The sequence below is a fragment of the Alistipes sp. An31A genome (assembly GCF_002159425.1).
GTDB classification, from domain to species: Bacteria; Bacteroidota; Bacteroidia; order Bacteroidales; family Rikenellaceae; genus Alistipes; species Alistipes excrementigallinarum.
This window is the reverse complement of record NZ_NFIO01000006.1, coordinates 62,678-80,963: the sequence shown is the minus strand read 5'-3', so window position 1 is coordinate 80,963 and position 18,286 is coordinate 62,678. Positions and strand designations below refer to the sequence as shown.

The 18,286-nt window shown below is 63.4% G+C and carries 11 protein-coding genes; 6 read left to right on the top strand and 5 right to left on the bottom strand.

All coding sequences use genetic code 11. The features are described from left to right. Nucleotides 1–87 precede the first annotated feature (87 nt). The 3 genes from B5F90_RS06885 to B5F90_RS06875 are packed head-to-tail and all read left to right on the top strand — an operon-like array spanning nucleotide 88 to nucleotide 5,960. Complete coding sequence (locus B5F90_RS06885) at nucleotides 88–1,368, top strand: efflux RND transporter periplasmic adaptor subunit (protein WP_087362066.1); 1,281 nt, start codon at nucleotides 88–90, stop codon at nucleotides 1,366–1,368. A gap of 18 nt (nucleotides 1,369–1,386) precedes the next feature. Beyond that, nucleotides 1,387–4,482 (top strand): multidrug efflux RND transporter permease subunit, encoded by a 3,096-nt coding sequence (locus B5F90_RS06880; protein WP_087362065.1) that lies wholly within the window; start codon nucleotides 1,387–1,389, stop codon nucleotides 4,480–4,482. Beyond that, on the top strand, nucleotides 4,479–5,960 hold the full coding sequence (locus B5F90_RS06875) for a TolC family protein (protein ID WP_087362064.1): 1,482 nt from the start codon (nucleotides 4,479–4,481) through the stop codon (nucleotides 5,958–5,960). The genes B5F90_RS06880 and B5F90_RS06875 overlap by 4 nt, the downstream gene beginning before the upstream one ends. A gap of 516 nt (nucleotides 5,961–6,476) precedes the next feature. Here the strand turns inward: B5F90_RS06875 and nfo are convergent. Beyond that, complete coding sequence (nfo, locus tag B5F90_RS06870) at nucleotides 6,477–7,325, bottom strand: deoxyribonuclease IV (protein WP_087362063.1); 849 nt, start codon at nucleotides 7,323–7,325, stop codon at nucleotides 6,477–6,479. Nucleotides 7,326–7,432: 107 nt separating this feature from the next. On the opposite strand from nfo, the gene B5F90_RS06865 reads away from it, so the two are divergent. Both B5F90_RS06865 and B5F90_RS06860 read left to right on the top strand, forming a co-directional pair. Continuing rightward, nucleotides 7,433–8,602, top strand: a complete 1,170-nt coding sequence (locus tag B5F90_RS06865; protein ID WP_087362062.1) for a DUF3078 domain-containing protein — start codon at nucleotides 7,433–7,435, stop codon at nucleotides 8,600–8,602. Nucleotides 8,603–8,694: 92 nt separating this feature from the next. Continuing rightward, nucleotides 8,695–10,416 (top strand): S41 family peptidase, encoded by a 1,722-nt coding sequence (locus B5F90_RS06860; protein WP_087362061.1) that lies wholly within the window; start codon nucleotides 8,695–8,697, stop codon nucleotides 10,414–10,416. Nucleotides 10,417–10,670: 254 nt separating this feature from the next. On the opposite strand, the gene deoC is transcribed toward B5F90_RS06860, so the two are convergent. From deoC to rpsO, 4 genes are all read right to left on the bottom strand, one after another. After that, nucleotides 10,671–11,549 carry a deoxyribose-phosphate aldolase gene (gene deoC, locus B5F90_RS06855; protein WP_087362060.1) on the bottom strand — a complete coding sequence of 293 codons (879 nt, stop codon included), beginning with the start codon at nucleotides 11,547–11,549 and terminating at the stop codon, nucleotides 10,671–10,673. Nucleotides 11,550–12,511: 962 nt separating this feature from the next. After that, nucleotides 12,512–14,254, bottom strand: coding sequence for a hypothetical protein (locus B5F90_RS06850; protein ID WP_087362059.1), 1,743 nt, complete (start codon nucleotides 14,252–14,254; stop codon nucleotides 12,512–12,514). 224 nt (nucleotides 14,255–14,478) lie between these two features. Continuing rightward, nucleotides 14,479–16,701: a polyribonucleotide nucleotidyltransferase gene (pnp, locus tag B5F90_RS06845; RefSeq protein WP_087362058.1), complete on the bottom strand. Its 2,223-nt coding sequence runs from the start codon at nucleotides 16,699–16,701 to the stop codon at nucleotides 14,479–14,481. 86 nt (nucleotides 16,702–16,787) lie between these two features. Beyond that, complete coding sequence (rpsO, locus tag B5F90_RS06840) at nucleotides 16,788–17,060, bottom strand: 30S ribosomal protein S15 (RefSeq protein WP_087362057.1); 273 nt, start codon at nucleotides 17,058–17,060, stop codon at nucleotides 16,788–16,790. 201 nt (nucleotides 17,061–17,261) lie between these two features. Here rpsO and B5F90_RS06835 point away from each other — a divergent pair, with 201 nt between their 5' ends. Beyond that, nucleotides 17,262–18,278, top strand: coding sequence for an FAD:protein FMN transferase (locus B5F90_RS06835; protein ID WP_087362056.1), 1,017 nt, complete (start codon nucleotides 17,262–17,264; stop codon nucleotides 18,276–18,278). The last annotated feature ends 8 nt before the right edge of the window (nucleotides 18,279–18,286 follow it).

Here is an 18,286-nt window from a genome sequence, read left to right as displayed (position 1 = left end):
CGCCTTGCGGCGGATGCGGCCCGGCCGGCATGGATTTTGGACCTTAAGGAACACTTGTTTTTTAGAAGAAACTGAAGTCTCATCTATATGAATCTCGAACGGATTTTCGAACGAATCAAGTCGGGCGTCGTACGCTGGACCCCCGATTTCGTAAAGCGGGCGTTTGCCCGGATTCCCCGCGTGCAGATACATCTGAGCCGCCGGCAGCAGATTGCGGGCGGCGTGCTCCTGCTGCTGGTGGCGGGCGGCCTGCTCTGGCTCTGGCTGCGGCCGCGCCCCGAAATCGTGGTGCTGCCCGTGGTGGAGGTCGAGCCCGTCACGACCCAGGATGTCAACATCTACGGCGAATACGTGGGCCGCATCCGCGCCCAGCAGTTCGTCGAAATCCGCGCCCGCGTCGAGGGCTACCTCGAAAAGATGCTCTTCGCCGAGGGTACCTACATCCAGAAGGGGCAGACGCTCTTCGTCATCGACCCCCGCCTCTACCGCGCCCGCGCCAACAAGGCGGCCGCCCAGCTCAACAAGGCCCGCGCGCTGGAGACCAAGGCCAAGCGCGACCTGGACCGCATCCGCCCCCTCTACGAGCAGAATGCCGCCAGCCAGCTCGACCTGGACAATGCGGTGGCCACCTACGAGAGCGCCGCGGCCGACGTGGTGGTCTGCGAGGCCGACCTCACGCAGGCCGAGATGACGCTCGGCTACACCACCGTGCAGTCGCCCATCGCGGGCTACATCTCCGAACGCCACGTCGACATCGGTACGCTGGTCGGCCCCGGCGGACAGTCGCTGCTGGCCACCGTGGTCAAGAGCGACACCGTGCGCGTCGACTTCAGCATGACGGCCCTCGACTACCTGCGCAGCAAGGAGCGCAACGTCAACCTGGGCCAGAAGGATACCGCCCGCAAGTGGAACCCCTACATCACGGTGACGCTGGCCGACGGCTCGCAGTACCCCTACCGCGGTCTGGTCGACTTCGCCGACCCGCAGGTCGACCCCCAGACGGGTACCTTCTCCGTGCGCGCCGAGATGGCCAACCCCGACCACATCCTGCTGCCGGGCCAGTTCACCACCGTCAAGCTGCTGCTCGACGTGCGTGAGGACGCCGTGGTGGTCCCCACCAAGGCGGTGGTCATCGAGAAGGGCGGCGCCTACATCTTCGTGGTGCGCCCCGACAGCGTGGTCGAGAAGCGCTTCATCGAGACGGGCCCCGAAATCGGCAACAACATCGTCGTCGAGCGCGGTCTGGCCCCCCGCGAGGACATCGTCATCGAGGGCTATCACAAACTTTCGCACGGCATGCGCGTAGAGCCCGTGACGGCCGGTTCGCGCACCGGAACGCGCGACGAGGAGGCGGAGCCGGAACAGTAAGAGGAGGAACACGAGCCTATGAAAAGCGACTTCTTTATCGACAGGCCCGTCTTCTCGACGGTGCTCTCCATCATCATCGTAATCGTCGGCTGCATCGGCCTTGCGCTGCTGCCCGTCGACCAGTACCCGCAGATTGTCCCGCCCGTGGTGAAGATTTCGGCCTCCTATCCGGGAGCCGACGCCCAGACCGTATCGCAGGCCGTGGCCACCCCCATCGAGCAGGAGCTCAACGGTACGCCCGGCATGATATACATGGAGTCGTCGAGCTCCAACTCGGGCGGCTTCTCGGTGACGGTGACCTTCGACATCTCGACCAACCCCGACCTGGCGGCCGTCGACATCCAGAACCGCATCAAGGAGGCCGAGTCGCGCCTGCCGGCCGAGGTGGTGCAGAACGGCATCTCGGTCGAGAAGCAGGCCTCGAGCAAGCTGATGACCATCACGCTGCTCTCGAACGACCCGAAATTCGACGAAATCTACCTCTCGAACTACGCGACGCTCAACGTGCTGGACATGCTGCGCCGCATCCCGGGCGTGGGCCGCGTGTCGAACGTCGGCAGCCGCTACTATGCCATGCAGATTTGGGTACAGCCCGACCGCCTGGCCGCCCTCGGCATCACGGTCAAGGACCTGCAGAACGCCCTCAAGGACCAGAACCGCGAGTCGGCCGCCGGCGTGCTGGGTCAGGCCCCCATGTCGGGACTCGACGTGACGACCCCCATCACGGCGCAGGGACGCCTCTCGTCTGTGAGCCAGTTCGAGGACATCGTCGTGCGGGCCAACCCCGACGGCTCTATCATCCGCCTGCGCGACGTGGCGCGCATCTCGCTCGAGGCGCAGTCCTATTCGACCGAGAGCGGCATCAACAGCGACAACGCCGCCGTGCTGGACATCTACATGCTGCCGGGCGCCAACGCCATGGAGGTGGCCGAGTCGGTGCGCGCGGCGATGGATGAAATCAGCCGCAACTTCCCCGAAGGCATCTCCTACGAGATACCGTTCGACATGACCACCTACATCGCCGAGTCGATTCACCACGTCTACCGCACGCTCTTCGAGGCGCTGCTGCTGGTGATTCTGGTGGTCTTCCTCTCGCTGCAGAGCTGGCGCGCGACGCTCATCCCCATCGTGGCGGTCCCCATCTCGCTCATCGGTACCTTCGGCGTGATGCTCATCTTCGGCTTCTCGCTCAACATGCAGACGCTGCTGGGTCTGATTCTGGCCATCGGTATCGTCGTCGACGACGCGATTGTGGTGGTCGAGAACGTCGACCGCATCATGAACGAGGAGCACCTCTCGCCCTACGAGGCGACCAAGAAGGCGATGAGCGGCATCGGCGGCGCACTGGTGGCCATGTCGCTCGTGCTGTGCGCCGTCTTCGTCCCCGTGAGCTTCCTCTCGGGCATCACCGGACAGCTCTACCGCCAGTTCACCATCACGATTGCCGTTTCGGTCATCATCTCGACCGTCGTGGCGCTGACGCTCAGCCCCGTGATGTGTTCGCTCTTCCTGCGTCCCGAAGGCGAGGGCCGCAAGCCCCGCATCTTCCGCCTCATCAACCTCGGCCTGGCCCGCGGCAACAACCTCTACAGCCGGATGATTGGCCGCTCGCTGACCCGTTCGCGGCGGATGTTCGCCGCCTTCGGCATCGTGCTCGTCGGCATCTGGCTGATGAACCGGCTGGTGCCCCAGAGCTTCATGCCCCAGGAGGACCAGGGATACTTCACCGTCGAGCTGGAGCTGCCCGAGTCGGCAACCATCGAGCGTACGCGCGAGGTGACCGACCGCGCGATGAGCTACCTGATGAAGAATCCCGACGTGCGCTACGTGCTCAACGTCACCGGTTCGAGCCCCCGCGTGGGTACGAGCCAGGCGCGCAGCCAGCTGACGGTGATTCTCAAGGAGTGGAACGAGCGCGAGACGGAGGACGTGAGCGAGGTGATGGAGCGCGTGCGCGAGGAGTTTGAGCGCTACCCCGAATGCAAGGTCTACCTCTCGCGGCCGCCGGTGATTCCGGGTCTCGGCACCTCGGGCGGCTTCGAGATGGTGCTCGAGGCGCGCTCCGATGCCAGCTACGCCGACCTGCAGCGGGCCGTCGACACGCTGATGCACTACGCCGAGCGGCGTCCCGAACTGACGGGCCTCGCCTCGTCGATGCAGAACGACATCCCGCAGCTCTACTTCGACGTCGACCGCGACAAGGCGCAGATGCTCGGCGTGCCGATGTCGGACATCTTCTCGACGATGAAGGCCTTCACGGGCTCGATTTACGTCAACGACTTCAACATGTTCAACCGCATCTACCGCGTCTACATCCAGGCCGAGGCGCCCTACCGTGCGCAGCGCGACAACCTGAACCTCTTCTTCGTGCGGGCCTCGGGGGGTGAGATGGTGCCCGTCACGGCGCTCGGCACGACCCACTACACGACGGGTGCCGGCACCATCAAGCGCTTCAACATGTTCACCTCGGCGGTCATCACGGGCGAGGCGGCCCACGGCTACAGTTCGGGCCAGGCGATGGACGTGCTGCAGCGCATCGTGCGCGAGCATTTGCCGGCGAACATCGGCGTCGAGTGGAGCGGCCTCTCCTACCAGGAGAAGCACGAGGGCGGACAGACCGGCACGGTGCTGGCGCTGGCCTTCCTCTTCGTCTTCCTCTTCCTGGCGGCGCAGTACGAGAGCTGGTCGGTGCCCGTGGCGGTGATTCTCTCGCTGCCGGTGGCCGGTATCGGCGCCTACCTGGGCATCTGGCTCTGCGGGCTGGAGAACAACATCTACTTCCAGATTGGTCTGGTGATGCTCGTGGGTCTGGTGGCCAAGAACGCCATCCTGATTGTCGAGTTCGCCAAGGAGGAGGTCGAGAAGGGCCGCGACGTGGTCTCGGCGGCGCTCACCGCCGCGCGGCTGCGCTTCCGCCCCATTGTGATGACCTCGCTGGCCTTCATCCTGGGTCTGCTGCCGCTGGTCTTCGCCTCGGGTCCCGGTTCGGCAAGCCGTCAGGGCATCGGTACGGGTGTCTTCTTCGGCATGCTGGTGGCCATCTCGGTGGGCATCGTCTACGTACCCTTCTTCTTCGTCTGGATATACCGGTTAAAAGCCAAGCTGAAAAAATGAAACATCGTACGATACTTGCTCTGCTTCTGCTTCTGACGGCCCTCGCCGCCACCTCCTGCTCGGCGGTGCGCGAATGCCGGAGCCCCGAGCTGAACCTCCCCTCGACCCTTGCCGAGGGGGATGCCGACTCGCTCACGGTGGCCGACCTGGCCTGGTGGGAGTTCTACGGCGACCCGGCCCTGCGCCGCATCATCGAACGGACGCTCGAGAACAACAAGGACATGCTGGCCGCCGCGGCCCGTGTCGAGGAGTACCGCCAGCTCTACCGCGTGAAGAAGGCCGAGCGGCTGCCCTCGTTCAGTGCCCCGGTCTATGCCAACCGCGAGACGAACGACTACTATGGCAAGAACTTCATCAACGACCCCGAAATCGGTGTGAAGGCCTCGGTGAGCTGGGAGCTCGACATGTGGGGCAACCTGCGCTGGGCCAAGCGCAAGGGGGGTGCCGAATACATGGCCACGGTCGAGGACGAGCGTGCGATGCGCATGACGCTGGTGGCCGAGGTGGCCACGGCCTACTTCAATCTGGTGGCGCTCGACAACGAGCTGACCATCGTGCGGCAGACGCTCAAGACCCGCAGCGAGGGGGTCAAGCAGGCGCGGCTGCGCTTCGAGGGGGGGCTGACCTCCGAGACGGTCTTCCAGCAGGCCAAGGTGGAGTACGCCTCGACGGCGGCGCTCATCCCCGACCTGGAGCGGCGCATCGAAATCACAGAGAACAGCATCTCGCTGCTCATGGGCGAATACCCCGACTGGGAGGTGGTGCGCAGCGGCATGGATACCGAGGTGATGCTCTCCGACACGGTCCCCGTGGGGCTCCCCTCGGAGCTGCTCCAGCGGCGTCCCGACGTGCGTTCGTCGGAGCAGCGGCTGCGTGCGTCGATGGCGGCCGTGGGCGTGGCCTACGCCGACCGCTTCCCGCGGCTGATGCTGACCCTCACGGGCGGCGTTGAGGACGGATACTTCAACCACCTCTTCGAGGCGCCCTTCACCTACATGGCCGGGACGCTCTCGGCACCGCTCTTCGCCTTCGGGCGCAAGAAGGCGCGCTACCGCGCCGCCGTGGCGGCCTACGACCAGGCGCGGCTGGGCTACGAACAGAAAGTGCTCGAGGTCTTCAAGGAGGTCAACGACGCCGTGGTGACCTACCGCAGCGTCCGCAGTTCGGCGACGCTGAAGGCCAACCTGCGCGATGCGGCCCGCAAGTATGTCGACCTGGCGCAGCTGCAGTACCGGGCCGGCAGCATCAACTACCTCGACGTGCTCGACGCCCAGCGGCGTTATTTCGACGCCCAGATTGGCGTGAGCAACGCCGTGCGCGACGAGCATCTGGCACTGGTGAATCTCTACAAGGCGCTCGGTGGCGGCTGGACCACTCCGGAGGAGCAGTCGGCCGGTGAGCCGGAGGGCGCGGCCGACGGGAAGAAGCCCTCGGAGACCCCCTCGGAGAAGAGCTCCGGGCGGCAGTCGGAGCGGTAGTGACGCGCTGCGGCGCAGGAGGAAAGAAGCGGGAGCTTCGGACAATGTTCCGAAGCTCCCGCTTCTTTTTGCAGCCTTGCTGCCGGTCCGGATGGTCGCGGCCGACGTCCGGGGCTCAGTGCAGCTCCGGGGATTGCTTGCTCCTCTGCTCCGGCACCTGCTCGCTTCTTTGCTATCGCCCGGCGACCGGTCCTCCCCGCTCCATTCCCGGGGCGGGGCGCTCTCTTCCCGGCCGGCACTCCTTCGAGGCCCTTTCGCTATCGGCCGGCCCGGTTCTTCTCCGCTCCTTTTCACGGGGCGGGGCGCTCTCTTCCCGGCCGGTACTCCTTCGAGGCCCTTTCGCTATCGGCCGGCCCGGTTCTTCTCCGCACCTTTTCACGGGGCGGGGTGCTCCCTTCCCGGCCGGCACTCCTTCGAGGCCCTTTCGCTATCGGCCGGCCCGGTTCTTCTCCGCACCTTTTCACGGGGCGGGGTGCTTCCTCTCCGGCCTGCCGGTGCCCCTTCGGGCCCCCGTCGCTACCGCGCGGCGGCAAACTCCTTGAGCAGGGCAATCTCCTCGGGCCAGCGCTCCTCGTCGGGGGTCTCGAGGATGAGCGGAATGCCGTCGAAGCGAGCATCCGAGGCGATGTAGCGGAAGCAGGTGATGCCGAGCGTCCCCTCGCCCAGCGGCGAGTGGCGGTCGACGCGGCTCTCCAGCGGCTTCATCGCGTCGTTCAGATGCATCCCCTTCAGATAGCGGAACCCCACCACGCGCTCCAGTTCGGCGAAGGTGCGCTCACACGCCTCCTCCGTCCGCAGGTCGTACCCCGCGGCGAAGGCGTGGCAGGTGTCGATGCAGACCCCCACGCGCGACTTGTCCTCGACGCGGTCGATGATGTAGGCCAGATGCTCGAAGCGGTAGCCCAGGTTGGAACCCTGCCCCGCCGTGTTCTCGATGACGGCCGTCACGCCGTGCGTGCGGTCGAGCGCCATGTTGATGGACTCGGCAATCAGGTCGAGGCTCTGCTCCTCGGTCACCTTGCGCAGGTGGCTCCCGGGGTGGAAGTTCAGCCGGTCGAGCCCCAGCTGCTCGCAGCGGCGCATCTCGTCGAAGAAGGCCTCGCGCGACTTCTCGAGCCCCTCGCGCTCGGGATGGCCCAGATTGATGAGGTAGGAGTCGTGGGGCAGAATCTGCGCCGGGGTGTAGCCCAGTTCGGCGCAGGCAGCGCGGAACGAGGCTATTTCTGCCTCGGTGAGGGGCTTGGCCATCCACTGGCGCTGGTTTTTGGTGAAGAGTGCAAAGGCCGTGGCGCCGATGCGGTGCGCGTTGCGGGGGGCATTCTCCAGCCCGCCCGAGGCGCTGACGTGTGCTCCGATGTATTTCATGGTTGCGTTTTTGCGGTGTTTGGTTGACGATTAACAGCCGTAAAGTTAATGTATTTGCAAATAAATTCCTAAATTTGCAAGGTATTGTTTCAGTCAACTGCTTCATTATGAAATACATTGCTCCGTTGTTGCTGCTCGCGGCCCTCGGCCTGGCCCTTCCGGCCGCCGCCCAGATATCGATTGACGAGGTGAATGCCGAAGAGGAGGAGGTGACCTTCCGCGACGAGCTCAAGCCCACGTCGGTCGACCTGACCTACTTCAACCGGGCACGCTACCGCGCCGAGCGGGCCGCCATCCGCAAGGAGCGCAACTACCTCGAAATAGGCTCGAGCCTCCAGGGTACGCTCTCCTCCTACAACGACCCGTGGATTGCCGTCTCGGGCGGTGACAACTCCATCGCGCTGATGGCGTCGCTCTACCTGCGCCACACCTTCACGAAGAACCTCTTCTCCATCACGACGACCGTCGACGCCATGTTCGGCTACAACCGGATGAAGGTCGAGACGACCGACGCCGAGGGCAATACGACCAGCAACGGCGTCTGGTACAAGAACCAGGACGAGTTCGCCATCTCGGTGGCCCCCTCGTTCAAGATGTCGAAGAACTGGTCCTACGGTTCGATTTTCAAGTTCCGCAGCCAGTTCGCCAACGGCTACATCTCGCGTACGCAGCAGACGTCGGATTATCGCAAGAGCACCTTCATGGCGCCGGGCTATCTTGACATCTCGTTCGGTATCACTTACAAGAGTCCTCAGCCTAAGTTCCCGATTTCGATTAACATCTCGCCTTTTGCCCTAAGTGCCGTCTTCGTAGAGAGCACTATTGTGCGCCATAACAAGTGGGACGATAAGGAGGGCTGGGAGGCCTACGGTCTGGCTGACCCCGACCGCACGTCGAAGTACGAGGGCGGCTCCTCCATCCAGCTCGATTTCGACCGCTCGTTCGGCAAGAACGGCTTCCTGCGCTACCGCACGACGCTCTTCTCCTTCTACGGTTGGATATCCGACATCGGCGTGAAGAACAAAATCAGCGACTACTCGTCGTGGAAGAGGGCCTACGACGCCTGGAACGGCATGGAGAACAAGGACCCCAAGCAGAAACCCGTGCTGCCCATCCATCCGACGGTGCGCTGGGAAAATACGATTGAAATCAAGGCAACAAAATTCATCGCCACAACGTTGACATTCCAGCTCTACTACAATCGGGCGCAGAACGTCGACGTGCAGACGCAGACGCTGCTGAGTGTCGGTCTGAGCTATACGTTCAAGAACAAGTAACAAGTAATACCAAAACCGCAGTTCCGGCCCCGAGGGCCGGAGTCCGCTCCCGACGGTGCGACCGTGCGGGGGCGGCTTTGCATCTGAGAACTATGTACAAGAATTCGAAACGCACCGTGATTTTCCCGCTGCTGCTGGCCGCGGGGGTGGTGCTCGGGCTGCTCATGGGTCAGTTCATGGGGCGCAACAGCGTCGAAGCCCGCATCAAGGGGGTGCTGAGCCACATGGCCTTCCCCAACAACAAGCTCACCTATACGCTCTCGCTCATCGAGAACCAGTACGTCGACTCCATCTCGATGGATTCGCTTGCCGAGCATGTCATCCCGCTGCTCGTGCGCGAACTGGACCCCCATTCGGTCTACATCCCCGCCTCGGAGATGCAGGCGCTCAACGAGCCCCTCGAGGGTGAGTTCGACGGCATCGGCGTGGTCTTCAACATGGCCACCGATACGGTCATCGTGCTCAACGTCATCCCCCACGGTCCGAGCGACAAGGCGGGGGTGCGGGCCGGGGACCGCATCCTCGAAATCGGCGACTCGCTCGTGGCCGGACGCGGCATTCCGCAGCAGGAGGTGGTCAAGATGCTGCGCGGTCCGCGCGGCACGAAGGTCCGTCTGGGGCTGGGCCGGCAGGGGATTCCCGACCTGGTTCCGGTCGAGGTGGTGCGTGACGTGATACCCATCCGAAGCGTCGAGTCGGCCTTCCGCATCGCCGACGGCATCGGCTACATCCGCCTGGGGCAGTTCGCCCGGACGACCCACGAGGAGCTGGCGCGGGCGCTCGACACGCTGCGCGGCGAGGGGGTCCGCAAGCTGATTTTCGACCTGCGCGGCAATTCGGGCGGCTTCCTCGACCAGGCGATTCTGGTGGCCAACGAGTTTCTCCACAAGGGGCAGCTGATTGTCTACACGGAGGACCGCCACCACGAGCAGCTGCGCCAGTATGCCGACGGCACGGGGCGCGCCCAGGATATGGAGGTGGCGCTGCTCATCGACGAGGGGAGCGCCTCGTCGAGCGAGATTCTGGCCGGCGCGCTGCAGGACAACGACCGGGCCACCATCCTCGGCCGCCGCTCCTTCGGCAAGGGGCTCGTCCAGCGGCAGATACCCTACAGCGACGGCTCGGCGCTGCGGCTCACCACGGCCCGCTACTACACGCCGACGGGCCGCTCCATCCAGAAGCCCTACACCATCGGCGACGACGAGGATTACGAGGCCGACCTGTGGCACCGCTACGAGAACAACGAGTTCTTCACGGCCGACAGCATCCACTTCGCCGACTCGCTCAAGCGCATCACGCCGGGCGGCAAGGTGGTCTACGGCGGGGGCGGCATCATGCCCGACATCTTCATCCCGGCCGATACGACCGACGTGACCCCCTACTACGTCGAGGTGGCCGGGCGCAACATCCTCTACCGCTATACGATTGAGTATGCCGACCGCCACCGCGACGTGCTTAACGCCGTGCGGAGCGTCGACGGGCTCAAGGCGCTGCTCGACTCGGACCGCAACCTGGTCGAGGATTTCGTCCGCTACGCCGCCCGCAAGGGGGTTGCCCCGCGGCGCGGCGACATCGCCCGCTCGCGAAGGCTCATCGAGGCGCAGCTACGTGCCTACATCGGCCGCAATACGGCGCTCGAGGATGACGGCTTCTATGCCAACATCTATCCGGTCGACAACGTGATTACGGCGGCCATCAAGGTGCTCCGCGATTCGACGCAGCAGACGGCGGCAGCTTCTGCTGCTGCCCCGACGGCTGTTCCGACGACATCGGAGGGCTCGGCCGAATCGGCTGCTGCCTCGGGCAGGCAGTGAGCCGGAGCCTGAGCTGCGGCCGGTGACGGTGCGGCTCCGGAATACGGCGCGCGGCGTCGGTTAGGCGCGGCTCCGGAACGCGCCGTGGCGTCGGGTAAGCGTCGCGGCTCCGGAACGCGTTGCGGATGCGTAAAGGCGGCGCAGATACAAAAAAAGAGCGGCGGCATCGCTCCCTTGAAGGGAAGGATGCCGCCGCTTCTTTTTATCGCCTTATCGTCGGGTTCCGGCGGGGCCGTGAACCTTGCAGCGCCGGTTTAGAAGAACTTCACCTGCTTGCCCTCGATGGCCGTGAGCAGGTTGTTGGCGGCCGAAGAGGCTCCGATGCGGAAGAGCTCGGTCGTGAGCCACTCCTTGCCCAGAATCTCCTCGACAATCGTGTAGTAGAGCACCGCCTCCTCGGGGGTGCGGACACCGCCGGCAGCCTTGAAGCCCACCTTGCGGCCCGTGCGGGCGTAGTAGTCGCGAATCGCTTCGCACATCACCACGGCAGCCTCGGGCGTGGCTGCCACGTCAATCTTGCCCGTCGAGGTCTTCACGAAGTCGGCACCGGCGAACATCGAGAGCAGCGAGGCCTTGCGAATCAGCTCCGGCGTCTTGAGCGCCCCCGACTCGATGATGACCTTCAGCACGATGTCATCGTCCATCTCCTTGCGGATGACCTCCACCTCGTTGGCCGCCTCGTCGTATTCGCCCGTGAGCATGTGGCCCACGTTGAGCACGATGTCTATCTCGTCGGCGCCGTTCTCGATGGCCATGGCCACCTCGAGTGCCTTTACCTCCAGATAGGTCTGCGAGGCGGGGAATCCGCCGGCCACGCTGGTGATGCGCATCGGCGTGCCGTCAACGGCCACCCCGACCGTCTCGACGAACGAGGGGTAGATGCAGATGGAGGCGACGTTGGGGATGTGGGGGAATGCCTTGTAGAACTCCACGGCCTTGCGGGCAAGCTCCGTCACGGAGGTCACCGAGTCGTTGCACGAGAGGGTGGTGAGGTCGATGGCCGAGTAGCAGAACTTGTAGACGTCGGTCGTGGCGTTGCGGGCTGCGAGGCCCTTGATGCGGGCGACCTCTTCGGCAACCTGAGCCTCGCTCGGTGCCGGGGCATATTCGTTGAGGTGATTGGCGTATTCCATAGGTACAGTCGCTAATTTTTACAAAAATAGGAAAATAAATCGAGACGTCGGGCACAATGCGGGTGAATATTTTCGTCCGCGGCGCTCTTTTCCCTCATTGGACCCGGAAGCGGTCCGGAGGGGTTGTTGCGAGCGTGTCGGTTGGGGTGCCTTGGACCGGACGAGTTGGCCCGAGCGGGTTGGTCTGGACGGGCTGTCGCGAGCGTGTCGGTTTGGATGCCTTGGACCGGACGAGTCGACCCGAATGGGTTGGTCCGGAGGGGTTGTTGCGAGCGTGTCGGTTAGGGTGTCTTGGATTGGACGAGTCGACCCGAATGGGTTGGCTCGGAGGGGTTGTTGTGAGCGTGTCGGTTTGGATGCCTTGGAGCGGACGAGTCGACCCGAATGGGTTGGTCCGGACGGGTTGTCGCGAGCGTGTCGGTTGGGATGCCTTGGGCCGTCCGAGCCGACCCGAATGGGTTGGTCCGTGCACGGTTTGGATTCGTTCATTTTGGTTCGAGACGGCCGTTCCCGGCCTGCTTTTCCCCTGCGCTTCGGGCCGCTGCCTTCCGTGCTTTGTTCCGCTGTCTCCTATGCCTCGCCCGCACCTCCTTGCACCCGGGCGTTGCCTTCCTGTGCTTCGGACTGCTGCCTTCCGTGCTTTGTTTCGCTGTCTCCTATGCCTCGCCCGCACCTCCTTGTACCCGGGCGTTGCCTCCTGTAGCCCACGGCCCGCTTCTCTCAGTCCACGGCCCCGCTCTTTCCTGTTCTTCGGCCCGCTCTTTCCTGCCCTTCGGCCTGCACTCTCTTACACCCTCCTGCACTCTACACCCTCCTGCACCCTCCTGCTCCTTTGCCCACGCTTTTCTGCGCTTCGGCCCGCTTCCTCTTGCTCTCCTCACTCTGCCCGCGCTCCTCCCCGTGCAAAAGAAAACCCCCGAAGGCCTGGCCTTCGGGGGTTTCCGGTTATTGTCGGTCGCGAATTACTTCGCAAGAGCCTTCAGGTTGACATCCTTGGCTGCCTTGTCGGCCAGCTTCGGGTTCTTCGAGATGGCGCTCTTGAGCTGTGCCTCGGCTGCGGTGAGGTCACCCTCCTTGACAGCGATGACGGCACGCAGGTAGTCTGCCTCGGCCGAGTTGTCCTTGGCAATCGACTTCTTGGCACCTGCCAGGTCGTTGTTCATCACCTGAGCGATGGCAGCGTTGTAGCCCTCAAGACCGTTGGCAGCGCTCTTGTAGTCGCCCTGAGCGGCGGCCAGAGCAGCCTTCGACTGTGCGTCGGCAGCCTGAGCGTACTTCTTGGCCTCGGCCGTGTTGCCGTTCGACAGGTTGGCCAGCACGAGGTTCTTGTTCAGCTCGGGAGTGGTGTTGCCCAGCTCGGCAGCCTTCTCGAACGACTTCAGAGCGGCAGCCTTCTCACCGGCTTTCTCCTGAGCGATACCCAGGTTGTTGTAGGCGCGGGCGTCGTTGTAGGTCTTGGCGGTGTACTCCAGAACGGCAATCTGTACGTTTACATCGTCGGTCAGCGACTCGGCGGCGTAGAGTAGCTCCTCGTTGGTGAGCTGGTCGTACTGCTTGTTGTTGACGAAGGCCATAATCTCGGCATCGGTCTTGCCCTGGATGTCCGACGTGTTGATAATCTGCGAGCGGCGCAGCTCGGGCAGAACCTCGGTCTTCAGCTCGTTGAATACCGACGAGAGGTTCTTAATCTGAGCCTCACGCTCGGCGGGCGAGTTGTACATCTTCAGCACCTGGAGAATGAGGTCCTTGTCCTTGATGTCCGACTTCTCGACCAGCTCCTTGAAGCCGTCCCAGTCCTCACCGTAGGCAGCGGCGTCCACATCCAGACCCGAGTCCTTCAGCAGCTTGGCCACAACCTTCTTACCCGACTCGCTGCGGGCCTGCGAGAGCTTGTCGTTGAACTTCACCGGACCATCGGGCGAAGCATAACCCTTGACGGCGATGCTCTGCGAGATGCGGTCGTTGCCCAGCTGCTCGTCCACGTTGGCCTTGAATGCCTCCAGGTCGGCCTTCTCCTCGTTCTTCTTCGTTACCTTCGACGAGTTGATGGCGTAGAGCAGGTCGGTCTTGTCGACAACGGTGGTCACCTTCTTGTAGTTGTTGGCCATCGGAGCCATCAGGTCCGAGTACTTGAGGTCCTGCTGCAGGGTGTTGACACCGTAGGCAACCGTCAGACCGAACTCCTTGGCAAGAGCGGCCTTGGCAGCCTCGTCGTCACCGGCCAGCACGGCAGCCTGCTCCTTGGTGGGCAGCGCGCCGTTGTTCAGGTTCACGAGCGTGAACTCCTTGCACTTGCCCTTCGGGCACTTAATCTCGGCACGCAGCTGGAGCATGCTCTGGGCCATGCGTGTGTCGTAGGGGAACTCCACGTGCAGCGTGTAGTTGCCGCCGTTGTTCTTGTCAACGACCGTGTAGTTGTCGTCAACCTTCGAACCCTGGAAGTATTTGGTCGTACCGGCAACCTCGCCGCCCTCGAATACGAGTACGGGCGTTACCTTCAGCACGGCTTTGGCGTTGAAGTACTCTACGGGGAAAGTAACCGTGACGTCGGCGGCAACGACGCCGTTGTTGAGGGCCAGAATCTCGGGTGCGCAGGTCACGTTGACCTCGTCCTGATGCTTGGCCATCTTCTTGAAGCAGTTACAGCTCGAGAACGCCAGCGAGGCGGCTACGAGCACAACGCTCAACTTAAAAAGATTTTTCATAGCGAACTAAAGATTAATGTTTAATGTTTTTTCGTCCTTGCTTGCCGGTCGTTTCCGGCCGGAGGATGAACCGTTTGGCTCTTCTTCGTCCGGGAACAACGCAAATATAGAAAACTCCCGCTAAATGTGCAACATTTCGAAGAAATTTTCACCGAATGCCGCTACGCCCTGCCGGGCCTCCGGAGAGGCCCCGCAGAGTGTTCTGCGGGGGTCGGGGCTCAATCTTACTTCTCCTCGGGACGGCGCTCGCGGTGGCCGCGGCGCTCGCCGCGCTCCTCGCGCGGGCGGCGTTCACGCTCGACCCAGCCCTCGGGCTTGGGAAGCAGCGCCTTGCGCGAGAGCTTCAGCTTGCCCGTCTTGGGGTCGACGCCGATGAGCTTCACGTCGATTTCGTCGCCCTCCTTCAGGCCCGTCTCCTCCATCGTCTCGAAGCGCTTGTAGTCGATTTCCGAGATGTGGAGCAGCGCATCCTTGCCCGGCATAATCTCGACGAAGGCGCCGAAGGCGACAATCGAGCGAATCTTGCCGTGGTAGGTCTCGCCCACCTCCGGAACGGCCACGATGGCCTTGATGCGGGACAGAGCGCCGTCGAGCGCGGCCTTGTCCTGGCCGAAGATGTCGACAATGCCCTTGTTCTCGACCTCGGTGATGGTGATGGTCGTGCCGGTGGTCTTCTGGATGTCCTGGATGACCTTGCCGCCGGGGCCGATAACGGCACCAATCATATCCTGCGGGATGGTAATCTGGACGATGCGCGGTACGAAGGGACGGTACTCGGCGCGCGGCTCGGCGATGCACTCCGTCAGCTTGTCGAGGATGTACATGCGGCCTACGCGGGCCTGCTCGAGCGCCTTGGCCAGCACCTCGTACGAGAGGCCGTCGACCTTGATATCCATCTGCGTGGCGGTGATGCCGTCGCGCGTACCCGTTACCTTGAAGTCCATGTCGCCCAGGTGGTCCTCATCGCCCAGAATGTCCGACAGCACGGCCCAGCGGCCCGTTGCCGAGTCGGAAATCAGACCCATGGCAATGCCCGAAACCGGCTTCTTGAGCTTCACGCCGGCATCCATCAGCGCCAGCGTGCCGGCGCAGACCGTAGCCATCGACGACGAGCCGTTCGACTCGAGGATGTCCGATACGACGCGCACGGCGTAGGGGTTCTCGTCGCCGACGGGAACCATCGGCTTCAGGGCGCGCCATGCCAGGTGGCCGTGGCCGATTTCGCGGCGGCTCAGACCGCGTGCTGCCTTCGCCTCACCCGTCGAGAAGGGCGGGAAGTTGTAGTGGAGCACGAACTGCTCGGTACCCTGTACGAGCACCTCGTCCTTGACCTTCTCGTCGAGCTTCGTGCCGAGCGTCACCGATGCGAGCGCCTGCGTCTCGCCGCGGGTGAAGATGGCCGAGCCGTGGGCGGCGGGCAGGTAGCCCACCTCGCACCAGATGGGGCGGATTTCGTCCGTACGGCGGCCGTCGAGACGCTTGCCCTCGTCGAGAATCATGTTGCGCATGGCCTTCTTCTGGACGTCGTCGTGGAAGTACTTGTGGATAAGGGGGGCCTTCTCGACGAGCTCCTCCTCCGTATAGCGCGATGCGAACTCGGCCTCCAGGGCGTTGAAGGCATCCTCGCGCTCGTGCTTCATCGTGCCGCTGGTGGCGATGGCGTAGGCCTTGTCGTAGAGCTCGCGGATGATGGTCTGGCGCAGCTCCTCGTCGTTGACCTCGTGGCAGTAGGTGCGCTTGACATCCTTGCCCAGCTCCTTCGAGAGCTCAATCTGTACGGCGCAGTGCTTCTTGATTTCCTCGTGCGCGAACTTGATGGCGCCGAGCATCACCTCCTCGGAGACCTCCTTCATCTCACCCTCGACCATGAGGATGTTGTCAATCGTACCGCCGACCATGATGTCGAGGTCGGCCTCGGGCATCTGCGAGAAGGTGGGGTTGATGACGTACTGGCCGCCGATGCGGGCCACGCGCACCTCCGAGATGGGGCCGCCGAAGGGGATGTCCGATACGGCGAGGGCGGCCGAAGCGGCCAGACCCGCCAGTGCGTCGGGCTGAATATCCTTGTCTGCCGAGATGAGGTTGACCGTCACGTATACCTCGGCGTGGAAATCCGCGGGGAAGAGCGGGCGCAGGGCGCGGTCAATCAGACGTGCGACGAGAATCTCGCTGTCGTTGGCCTTGCCTTCGCGCTTCATGAAGCCTCCGGGGTAGCGGCCCGCGGCGGCATATTTCTCCTTGTACTCCACCTGAAGCGGCATGAAGTCGGTGTCGGGTTTTGCATCCTTGGCGGCAACGACCGTGGCCAGGAGCATCGTGTCTCCCTGCTTCACCACGACGGAGCCGTCGGCCTGTTTGGCCAGTTTGCCCGTTTCAATCTCAATCTGGCGACCGTCGGCCAGCGTGATGATTTTGCGGACTGCGTTGTACAGCTTCTTTTCTTCCATAAAAATATCCTAAATGTGTTCGAATTGTCCTAAGCAAATGAAGGCAATCCCTCGGTGGGGAATTGCCCTCATTCGGTTCCTCGCGACTACTTGCGGAGGTTGAGCGTCTTGACGATGGCGCGGTAGCGCTCGATGTCCACCTCCTTGAGGTACTCCAGCAGCTGGCGGCGCTTACCTACCAGACGCAGCAGTGCGCGCTGCGTGCCGAAGTCGTGCTTGTTGTTCTTGAGGTGCTCAGTAAGGTGGCTGATACGGTACGAAAACAGGGCGATTTGGCTCTCGGGAGAACCCGTGTCCTTGTTAGACTTGCCGTACTGACCGAAAAGCTCTTGCTTTTTCTCAGCTGTTAAATAAGCCATTTTGATAAAAGTTTATTTAGTTCCACTCTACGACGCATCCCCCTTACCGTGGATAACGCCAGAGCGTCCGACAAAGGTACGAATATAATTGAGAATTAAGAACTAAAAATGAAAAATTATTGTTCGCCCGACGCTTTTCTCCGGCAAAAGGGCCGAGATATGCCGGAAAATATTATTTTTGCCATTAGAATGAGGAACTTTATGCTCAAACCGTTCATGCGCGCGGCGGCGGCCGCGCTTCCGCTCCTTGCGCTCCTTGCGGGGAGCTGCAACTCCCCGGCGCGCTACGTGACCGTCGACGGGACGATGCTCGGAACGACGATGCACGTGGTGGCCGACGTCGGCCCCTCGGCCCGTCAGGAGCTCTACCGCGCCGCCATGCGGCTCGACGCCGAGGCCAAGGCCTCGATGTCGATTTTCGATTCGACCTCGCTGCTGAGCCGCCTGAACCGCAACCTCACCGACTCGGTCGACCGCCACATCGCCTTCAACCTGGCGCTGGCCGACAGTATCGGCCGTCTGAGCGGCGGCCGCTACGACGTGACGGTCAAGCCGCTGGTCGAGGCGTGGGGCTTCGCCGGGCGCGAACGCACGCTCCATCCCAACCTCGACTCGCTGCTCGCCTTCGTCGGCCGCGACAAGGTGCGCATCGTCGACGGGCGGCTCGTCAAGAGCGACCCGCGCGTGCAGCTCGACTTCAACTCGGTGGCCAAGGGCTACACGGTCGACCTGCTGGCGCAGCTGGTCGAGCAGCTCGGCGGGCGGAACTACATCGTCGACATCGGCGGCGAGGTGCGCTGCCGGGGCGTCAACCGCGAGGGCAACCCCTGGCGCATCGGCATCGAAACCCCCTTCGACGGCAACATGTCCGACGGGGCCTACCTCCAGAAGCGGCTCTGCATGAGCTCGGGCGGCCTGGCCACCTCGGGCAACTACCGCCGCTTCTACCGGACCGACGACGGCCGGAAGGTGGCCCATACGATTGACCCCCGCACGGGACGCAGCGTCATCTCGCGGCTGCTCTCGGCGACGGTCGCCGCCCCGACCTGCGCCGAGGCCGACGCGCTGGGGACGATGTTCATGGCCCTGGGGGCCGACGACGCGCTGCGGATGGCCGACTCGCTGCCCGGGCTGAAGGCCTACTTCATTCTTGCGGGGCAGGGCGACGCATACGAGGAGTATGTCACCCCGGCCATGCGCGCACTCATCATGGAATAGCGACTTAC

Bases quoted from the DNA above. Each gene is read 5' to 3' on its own strand.
- B5F90_RS06885 (WP_087362066.1), top strand. From the start codon at position 88: ATGAATCTCGAACGGATTTTCGAACGAATCAAGTCGGGCGTCGTACGC.
- B5F90_RS06880 (WP_087362065.1), top strand. From the start codon at position 1,387: ATGAAAAGCGACTTCTTTATCGACAGGCCCGTCTTCTCGACGGTGCTC.
- B5F90_RS06875 (WP_087362064.1), top strand. From the start codon at position 4,479: ATGAAACATCGTACGATACTTGCTCTGCTTCTGCTTCTGACGGCCCTC.
- nfo (WP_087362063.1), bottom strand. From the start codon at position 7,325: ATGAAATACATCGGAGCACACGTCAGCGCCTCGGGCGGGCTGGAGAAT.
- B5F90_RS06865 (WP_087362062.1), top strand. From the start codon at position 7,433: ATGAAATACATTGCTCCGTTGTTGCTGCTCGCGGCCCTCGGCCTGGCC.
- B5F90_RS06860 (WP_087362061.1), top strand. From the start codon at position 8,695: ATGTACAAGAATTCGAAACGCACCGTGATTTTCCCGCTGCTGCTGGCC.
- deoC (WP_087362060.1), bottom strand. From the start codon at position 11,549: ATGGAATACGCCAATCACCTCAACGAATATGCCCCGGCACCGAGCGAG.
- B5F90_RS06850 (WP_087362059.1), bottom strand. From the start codon at position 14,254: ATGAAAAATCTTTTTAAGTTGAGCGTTGTGCTCGTAGCCGCCTCGCTG.
- pnp (WP_087362058.1), bottom strand. From the start codon at position 16,701: ATGGAAGAAAAGAAGCTGTACAACGCAGTCCGCAAAATCATCACGCTG.
- rpsO (WP_087362057.1), bottom strand. From the start codon at position 17,060: ATGGCTTATTTAACAGCTGAGAAAAAGCAAGAGCTTTTCGGTCAGTAC.
- B5F90_RS06835 (WP_087362056.1), top strand. From the start codon at position 17,262: ATGCTCAAACCGTTCATGCGCGCGGCGGCGGCCGCGCTTCCGCTCCTT.